This window comes from Streptomyces sp. MK37H (assembly GCF_018035285.1).
Lineage (GTDB): Bacteria > Actinomycetota > Actinomycetes > Streptomycetales > Streptomycetaceae > Streptomyces > Streptomyces endocoffeicus.
This window is the reverse complement of sequence record NZ_JAAAYH010000524.1, coordinates 1-5,422: the sequence shown is the minus strand read 5'-3', so window position 1 is coordinate 5,422 and position 5,422 is coordinate 1. Positions and strand designations below refer to the sequence as shown.

Here is a 5,422-nt window from a genome sequence, read left to right as displayed (position 1 = left end):
CGGCACGCTGATCCAGGACGTCCCCTACAACGGCGACCCCGCCCGGGTGCGGCTCATGCCGCACGCCGGGGCCGCGGTCGACGCGGTACGGGAATGGGGCGTCCCGGTCGGCGTGGTCACCAACCAGTCGGGCGTCGCCCGCGGTCTGCTCACCCTCGGCGCGGTCGAGGCCGTACGGCGGCGGGTCGAGGAGCTGCTCGGACCCTTCGACATCTGGGCGGTGTGCCCCCACGGCCCCGCCGACGGCTGCGGGTGCCGCAAGCCCGCCCCCGGGCTGATCCACGCCGCGTGCGCGGCGCTGGGCACCGAACCGCACCGGGCCGTCGTCCTCGGCGACATCGGCGCGGACCTGGCGGCGGCCCGCGCGGCGGGCGCCCAAGGCGTCCTCGTCCCCAACGCGGTGACCCGCCCGGAGGAGATCGCGGACGCCGCCCGGACCGCACCGGACCTCCTGACGGCGATACGGGGGCTGCCCGCCGGGGCGGGAGGCGCCCCTTGAGCGCGCACGCCACGGGTCCGCGCACCCTCGTCGTGCGGCTCGACAGCGCGGGAGACGTGCTGCTGGCCGGTCCCGCCGTACGCGCGGCCGCCGCCGGGTCGGCGTACACCGCGATGCTGTGCGGCCCGCTCGGCGAGCCCGCCGCCCGGATGCTGCCCGGCGTCGACGAGGTGCTGGTCCATGACGCGCCCTGGGTGGGCTTCGAGGCCCCGCCGGTGCGCCGCGAGCTCATCGACGCCCTCGTGGACTGCCTGGCCGCGCGCCGCTTCGACCGCGCGCTGATCCTCACCTCGTACCACCAGAGCCCGCTGCCCGCCGCACTGCTGCTGAAGCTGGCCGGAATCCCCTGGACCGCCGCCGACAGCGAGCACTACCCCGGCACCATGCTGGACCTGCGCCACCGGCGCGCACCCCACCGCCACGAGGCGCGGGCCGCGCTCGACCTGGCCGAGGCGTCCGGCTTCGCCCTCCCGCCCGGCGACGAGGGCGCGCTGGCCCTGACCGCGCTGCCCGACACCGCCCCGCTCACCGGCACCGAGCCCTATGTGGTGGTCCACCCAGGCGCCGCCGTGCCCGCCCGCGCCTGGAGCCCCGCGCGGGCCGCCCGGGCGGTGGCCGCGCTGGAGGAGGCGGGCCACCGCGTGGTGGTCACCGGCGGCCCGGCCGAGAAGGAGCTGACGGCAGACATCGCCGACGGCCTCGCCCTCGACCTCGGTGGCCGCACCTCCTTCCCCGAACTGGCCGGAGTGCTCGCGGGCGCCGATGTGGTGGTCACCGGCAACACCGGGCCCTCCCATCTGGCCGCCGCCGTCGGCACCCCGGTCGTCTGCCTCTTCGCGCCCGTCGTCCCCGCCGAGCGCTGGGCCCCCTACCGGGTGCCGCACCGGCTGCTGGGCCGCCAGGACGCTGCGTGCGCGGGCAGCCGTGCCCGGGTCTGCCCCGTGCCGGGCCACCCCTGTCTGGACTCCGTCACCGACGCCGAGGTGCTCGCCGCCGTGGCCGCGCTGGCGGCGCCGGACGGAGCCGACGACGACCGTAAGGAGCCCGAATGAACGTTCTCCTGTGGCATGTGCACGGCTCCTGGACCACGGCCTTTGTCCAGGGCCCGCACCGATACCTGGTCCCCGTCCTCCCCGGCCGGGGCCCGGACGGACGCGGCCGGGCCCGCACCTGCACCTGGCCCGACACGGTCACCGAGGTCACCCCGGAGGAGCTGCGGGACGCCCCCGTGGACCTGATCGTCCTCCAGCGGCCCCACGAGGCCGAGCTGGCGAGGCGCTGGCTCGGCGGGCGTCGCCCCGGGCGTGATGTGCCCGCCGTCTACCTGGAGCACAACGCCCCGGAGGGAGACGTTCCCGGCACCCGCCACCCCTGCGCGGACCGCGACGACCTCACCCTGGTCCACGTCACCCACTTCAACCGGCTCTTCTGGGACAGCGGCCGCGCCCCCACCGCCGTCATCGAGCACGGCATCGTCGACCCCGGCCACCGCTACACCGGCGAGCTGACCCGGGCCGCCGTCGTCGTCAACGAACCGATCCGGCGCGGCCGCCACACCGGCACCGATCTACTGCCCGCCCTCAGCGAGGCCGCCCCGCTGGACGTCTTCGGCATGGCCACCGAAGCACTCGCCGACCACCTCGGCCTGCCCCCCGACCGCTGCCGCGCCCACGACCTCCCCCAGGCCGAGTTGCACACCGCCATGGCGCGCCGCCGGGTGTATCTGCACCCCGTGCGCTGGACCTCGCTCGGGCTCTCCCTCCTGGAAGCCATGCACCTGGGTATGCCCGTCGTCGCCCTGGCCACCACCGAGGCCGTCGAAGCGGTGCCGGCCGGGGCCGGGGTGCTCTCCACCCGCCCCGACGTCCTCGCCCGCGCGGCCCGCCGCTATCTGCGGGACCTCGACGCCGCCGCCGAGGACGGGGCGCGAGCCCGCCGGGCGGCGCTCGACGCCTACGGACTCAAACGCTTCCTCGACGACTGGGAGCGGCTGATGGAGGAGGTGACCCGATGATCCCGCGCCACGGACCGCCCGAGCACCTGGACATCGCATTCGTCTCGGAGCACGCCAGCCCGCTCGCCGTGCTCGGCGGGGTGGACGACGGCGGCCAGAACGTCCATGTCGCCCGGCTCGCCGCGGCCCTCGCCGACCGCGGCCACCGCGTCCGCGTCTACACCCGCCGCGACGCCCCCCACCTGCCCGTGACCGTCCGCCCGCACCCGGGCGTCGAGGTGCGGCATGTCCCCGCGGGCCCCGCCCGGCGGCTGCCCAAGGACGACCTCCTGCCCTACATGCGGGGGTTCGGCGCGTATCTGGAAAGCGAATGGCGGGGCGCGCCACCCGATCTGGTCCACTCCCACTTCTGGATGTCCGGCATCGCCTCCCTCCAGGCCACCCGCGCCCTCGGACTGCCGCTCGCGCACACCTACCACGCACTGGGCACCGTCAAGCGGCGCCACCAGAAGGACGCCGACACCAGCCCCGCCGACCGCGTCCCCTGGGAGACCGCCGTCGGCGAGGGCTGCGACCGGATCGTGGCCACCTGCCGCGACGAGGTCGGCGAACTGGCCGCCATGGGGCTGGACCCCGAGCGGATCACCGTCGTGCCCTGCGGAGTCGACCCGCGGCTGTTCACCCCCGCCGGGCCCGTGGCGCCCCGCCCGGCCCGCCGGGCCCTGCTCGCCCAGATCGGGCGGCTCGTACCGCGCAAGGGGGCCGAGGTCTCCATCGCCGCGCTCACCCTGCTGCCGGACGCCGAACTCGTCATCGCCGGAGGGCCGCCGTCCGCCCACCTGGGCGACGACCCCGAGGCGCGGCGGCTGCGGCGGCTCGCCGACCGCCTCGGCGTCGCCGACCGGGTCCGGCTCACCGGCGGACTGCCGCCGGAGCGGATGCCCGAACTGCTCCGCGCCGCCGACCTCGTGCTGTGCCCCGCCGACTACGAGCCCTTCGGGATCGTCCCCCTGGAGGCCATGAGCTGCGGAACGCCCGTCGTCGCCTCCGCCGTCGGCGGACAGCGCGACACCGTCGCCGACCCCGGCACCGGCCGGCTGGTCCCGCCCCGCGACCCGGTCGCCCTCGCCGAGGCCGCCGCCAGGCTCCTCGCCCACCCGGCGGCACGCGCGGCCTGCGGCGAGGCGGGCCGCCGGCGGGTGCTGACCCGCTACAGCTGGGAGCGGGTGGCCGCCGCCACCGAGGCCGCCTACCACGACGTCCTGACCTCGCACCCGGCACCCGTTACGGAGGCGGCATGAGCACCCGCGGTCGTCCCCAGTCCCGACCCCTGCCCCGGGAAGCGGGGGTAGCGGGCACCGGTCCCCGCGCCCGTCGTCCGTCCCCGTCCGGATACGGGCCCGCGGGGACGGCCGCGGCCGACCCGCTGCGCGCCGCCCACGCCCACTGCCAGTCGCTCCAGGACGCGCTGGTGGCCCTGCGCGACCACGGCCTGGAACAGGTGGCCGAGTGGGGCCGCCACCTCGCCGCCACCCTCCCGGTCGGCGGCCGGCTGCTGGCCGCGGGCAACGGCGGCAGCGCCGCCCAGGCCCAGCACCTCACCGCCGAACTCGTCGGGCGCTACCAGCAAGAGCGGTCCGCCTACTCGGCCATCGCCCTGCACGCCGACACCTCCGCCGTCACCGCCATCGGCAACGACTACGGCTTCGAGGAGCTGTACGCCCGTCAGGTGGCCGCGCACGGCAGCCCCGGCGATGTGCTGGTGCTGATGTCCACCTCCGGACGCAGCCCCAATCTGCTGGCCGCCGCGGATACCGGCCGGGCCGCCGGACTGTCCGTGTGGGCCATGACCGGCCCGCGCCCCAACCCGCTGGCCTTCCGCGCCGACGAGGCCCTGTGCATCGGCTCCGGCTCCACCGCGACCGTCCAGGAGGCGCATCTGGTCGCCCTGCATCTGCTGTGCGAGACCTTCGACCACGAGATCGGGGTGGCGGATGGGGCCGTCTCCGTGGACGGGGTGGTGAGCCGTATCCGTCCTCATGAGGGTCGTTGAGAACCCGTGCCATGGACAGCCGTCCCCTGATCGGAGGTGAGAGCATGACCGCCGCCGCCCCGCGACCGCTCGTCGTCGTCGGAGACGTCCTGCTGGACCAGGACATCGACGGCGAGGCCACCCGCCTGGCGCCGGACGCACCGGCACCCGTCGTTGATGTGGCCATGGACCGCAGCCGCCCCGGGGGAGCGGGACTCGCCGCCATGCTCGCCGCGTGCCAGGGCCGCGAGGTCGTCCTGGTCACGGCGCTGGGCGACGACACCGCGAGCCAGACCGTACGGAACGCGCTGGCCCCGGGCGTGAAGCTGGTGGAGCTGCCGCTGGACGGCACTCTTCCGGTCAAGACCCGCATCCGCGCCGGGGGCCGCCCGCTGGTCCGGGTCGACCGCGGCGGCGGCGTCCCCGGGAACCCCGGCCCGGACGCCCTCGCCGCGCTCCGGGATGCCCGCGCCGTCCTGGTGGCCGACTACGGCCGCGGCACGGCCGCCGCGCTGCGTCAGCAACTCGGCGCCGCCGCCCGCCGGGTGCCCCTGGTCTGGGATCCGCATCCGCGCGGTGAGCAGCCCGTGCCCGGCGCACGGCTCGCCACGCCCAGCGCCGCCGAGGCCCGCGCCCTGCTCGGCTCGGCCCGCCACGCGCTGTCCGGCGACGCCGACTCGCTGCACGCGCACGGCGGCCGGGGCGCCCGGCTCGCCGAGCGCTGGCGGGCCGCGGCGGTCGCCGTGACCCTCGGCGAACGCGGCGCCGTGCTGTCCCTCCCGCACAGCGAGAACCCCATGTACGTGCCCGCGCCCCACCGGGCCCAGGGCGACCCCTGCGGCGCCGGGGACTGCTTCGCCGCCGCCGCGGCCGGGGCGCTGGCCGACGGGGCGCTCCCGGAGGAGGCGGTGCAGCTCGCCGTCGCCGAGGCGGCGGA

Annotated in this window: 6 protein-coding genes; all 6 read left to right on the top strand. The window is 77.0% G+C overall.

Translation table 11 applies throughout. From position 1 onward, the window contains the following. On the top strand, window positions 1-499 hold a 499-nt coding region (locus GWI24_RS39690; RefSeq protein ID WP_210950886.1), incomplete at its 5' end, for an HAD family hydrolase. Beyond that, the gene (locus GWI24_RS39685; RefSeq protein WP_210950885.1) at window positions 496-1,551 is read left to right on the top strand and encodes a glycosyltransferase family 9 protein; all 1,056 of its coding nucleotides are present in this window, start codon (window positions 496-498) and stop codon (window positions 1,549-1,551) included. The genes GWI24_RS39690 and GWI24_RS39685, both read left to right, overlap by 4 nt. Next, entirely contained in the window at window positions 1,548-2,513 is a 966-nt protein-coding gene (locus tag GWI24_RS39680) for a glycosyltransferase (protein ID WP_210950884.1), read from the top strand. The genes GWI24_RS39685 and GWI24_RS39680 overlap by 4 nt, the downstream gene beginning before the upstream one ends. Next, a complete protein-coding gene (locus GWI24_RS39675) occupies window positions 2,510-3,754 on the top strand; it encodes a glycosyltransferase (RefSeq protein ID WP_210950883.1) in 1,245 nt (414 codons plus the stop codon). Before GWI24_RS39680 ends, GWI24_RS39675 begins: the two co-directional genes overlap by 4 nt. Then, window positions 3,751-4,506, top strand: coding sequence for an SIS domain-containing protein (locus GWI24_RS39670; RefSeq protein ID WP_210950882.1), 756 nt, complete (start codon window positions 3,751-3,753; stop codon window positions 4,504-4,506). Before GWI24_RS39675 ends, GWI24_RS39670 begins: the two co-directional genes overlap by 4 nt. Before the next feature lie 44 nt (window positions 4,507-4,550). Continuing rightward, window positions 4,551-5,422 (top strand): PfkB family carbohydrate kinase (locus tag GWI24_RS39665; RefSeq protein ID WP_247617535.1); only part of this gene is annotated, 872 nt, incomplete at its 3' end.

Coding starts and splice junctions, on each gene's coding strand:
- GWI24_RS39675 (WP_210950883.1), top strand. CDS start 2,510: ATGATCCCGCGCCACGGACCGCCCGAGCACCTGGACATCGCATTCGTC.
- GWI24_RS39670 (WP_210950882.1), top strand. CDS start 3,751: ATGAGCACCCGCGGTCGTCCCCAGTCCCGACCCCTGCCCCGGGAAGCG.
- GWI24_RS39680 (WP_210950884.1), top strand. CDS start 1,548: ATGAACGTTCTCCTGTGGCATGTGCACGGCTCCTGGACCACGGCCTTT.